Source organism: Saccharomonospora azurea NA-128 (assembly GCF_000231055.2).
Lineage (GTDB): Bacteria > Actinomycetota > Actinomycetes > Mycobacteriales > Pseudonocardiaceae > Saccharomonospora > Saccharomonospora azurea.
This window is the reverse complement of record NZ_CM001466.1, coordinates 1,704,570-1,706,797: the sequence shown is the minus strand read 5'-3', so window position 1 is coordinate 1,706,797 and position 2,228 is coordinate 1,704,570. Positions and strand designations below refer to the sequence as shown.

Below are 2,228 nucleotides of genomic sequence, written 5' to 3'. Positions count from 1 at the left end.
CTCGATGGCTTGGGGCTGATTCCGGGGTTGGGGAACTTGGCAGACAGCCTGAACTGTGGTGGTATGGCGCGGAGGGGGATGTTACGAACGCGGCGTTCTCGTGTGGGGCGGCGGCGCCGTTGGCTGGTATTGCTGCCACGTTCACGAAGTGGTTCCGCAAGGGTGCGGATGCTGCCGGGGACGTCGCGGGCGCGGGTCGTCGGAGTGGTGGTGGTCCGCCGGGGTGCAGCAGTTTTGTGCCTGGTACTGGTGTGTTGTTGGCCGATGGCCGGGTGAAGCCGGTCGAGGAGGTTGAGGTCGGGGACCGGGTGTGGGCGACCGATCCGGAGACCGGCGAGGAGGGGCCGCGTACGGTCGTGGCGACCATCACCAGCTCCGGGATCAAGGAGCTGGTCGAGGTCACGGTGGACGTCGACGGTGCGGACGGTGACAAGACCGCCAGGGTGGTGGCCACGGCCGAACATCCGTTCTGGGTCGACGACCAAGGCCGCTGGCTCAACGCCGACGAACTCACGCCAGGTGATGGGCTACGGAGTGCAAGTGGTGACCATATCGAGATCACGGCCATCCGCCAGTACGTAGAGGTACGACGAGTACACAACCTCACCATCAGCGGCATCCGCACTTACTACCTAGACGCTACTGACAGTTCACTGCTTGTGCACAATACTGGATGCGCTATCTGGGACGACATCAAAGCGACTGGGCCAGTTATCCCTGGTAGTGGGGGTGTGCCTGCTACATTTGAGTTGAGTGCAGGTGGTACGAGCGTGTGGGTGAATTCAAATGCGACTAAGCATATAATTGAGAAGGCAAAATCAGTGTCTGAGCGTGGCATGTCGCCAGAGTATGTGGCGCTGACAACTCAACAGCAATTAAGAAGTTTCCAAGCGGCGGTCGGGGGCGCAATCAAGGAAGGCAGCGTTCCGCTCAATCAGCGAATAACAGTAGGTGGTTGGCAACTCGAATTCTCGCAACGTGCTCAAGACCGCCTCCCTGTTGTAATCCATGCGCGTTCTGTTAGGTGAGTAATGCTTAAGGTGTTGGATAGGGCTCCATCTGAGATAGCTTATGCAGAGGCGGATCCGTGGATACCTTTGAAGCTTTTCTGGCGAGTGAGGCGAACGGGTAGTGCCCTCAATTTGTATGTTACCGGGCCTGGTGGCGGGTTCGTTGAGATGGGGGTGGACTCCCGTTCGGGTGTTCTTTATAGTTTGGTGATTATTGAGCTTCCGCCAGCGGTCGACAGGAGGTTGCAGATAGGTCCAGTAGTTGAGCCTGCAGTATCTCCTGTGCTGGACCGTGCACTTTGGCCGTGGAGGGTGACCCCGGACTACACGGAGCCAGAAAGGTCGGATGTCGACGTGGAGGAAAAATTATCGGTATCACAAACGAGGGAAGAGATTGTGCTCTGGCTATCAGAGCTGGGGGTGCATAAGTACCTCGCGTGCGGGGAGGTGAAGGTGGGGATTTCGCACGAGTCCGACCTGGTCTGTATCGCGGCACCTACGCCGCCGATTATAGATCCCGAACTCATGGGTTGAGCGACTCTGGTGGACGGAGGGATATTGGCGACGAGCGGATTGACGACGGTCTGACATTCTCCATAGGATGTTTCATTCGGCTGCTGTTGCGGATCGTGACGTTGGTGGGCTTGGTCGAATGCTGGGGGGCTCACCCGGGCGCGCGCCTGGTGCCGCCGAAACCCACTTGGGAGCCGAGCCGATCCGCCAGTACGAGCCCGCTATCCGCGCAGCCTACAACGCAGCCGACGGTCTATGCGCACGTTGCTTCAGGGATAGCTTTGATGCTGCCCTGCTCGCCAGCGTGGCTCGACGAGTCAGTCAATGCTTTCCGCGAGCCCTCGGAAGATCTTCCATTAGGCCCGCTAGTGCTCACATCCCAACAGGCTTCGTCAAGGCTGTGACTGTGTTTCCTTAAACTGACTGAAACAGTAGTAGACAGTGGTGGTTCGCCGGGGTGCAGCAGTTTCGTGCCTGGTACGGGTGTGTTGTTGGCCGATGGCCGGGTGAAGCCGGTCGAGGAGGTTGAGGTCGGGGACCGGGTGTGGGCGACCGATTCGGAGACCGGCGAGGAGGGTCCGCGTACGGTCGTGGCGACCATCACCAGCTCCGGTATCAAGGAGCTGGTCGAGGTCACGGTGGACGTCGACGGTGCGGACGGTGACAAGACCGCCAGGGTGGTGGCCACGGCTGAGCACCCGTTCT

The 2,228-nt window shown here is 59.7% G+C and carries 3 protein-coding genes; all 3 read left to right on the top strand.

The window, feature by feature from the left end; genetic code table 11:
* Positions 1–1,028, top strand: a 1,028-nt coding sequence (locus SACAZDRAFT_RS23195; RefSeq protein WP_005440299.1) for a Protein of unknown function (DUF1557), incomplete at its 5' end; no start/stop codon positions are given.
* 3 nt (positions 1,029–1,031) lie between these two features.
* Entirely contained in the window at positions 1,032–1,544 is a 513-nt protein-coding gene (locus SACAZDRAFT_RS22950) for a hypothetical protein (RefSeq protein WP_157606959.1), read from the top strand.
* Between the two features lie 449 nt (positions 1,545–1,993).
* Positions 1,994–2,228: Hint domain-containing protein (locus SACAZDRAFT_RS07635; protein ID WP_005440297.1), on the top strand; the 235-nt coding region annotated here is incomplete at its 3' end.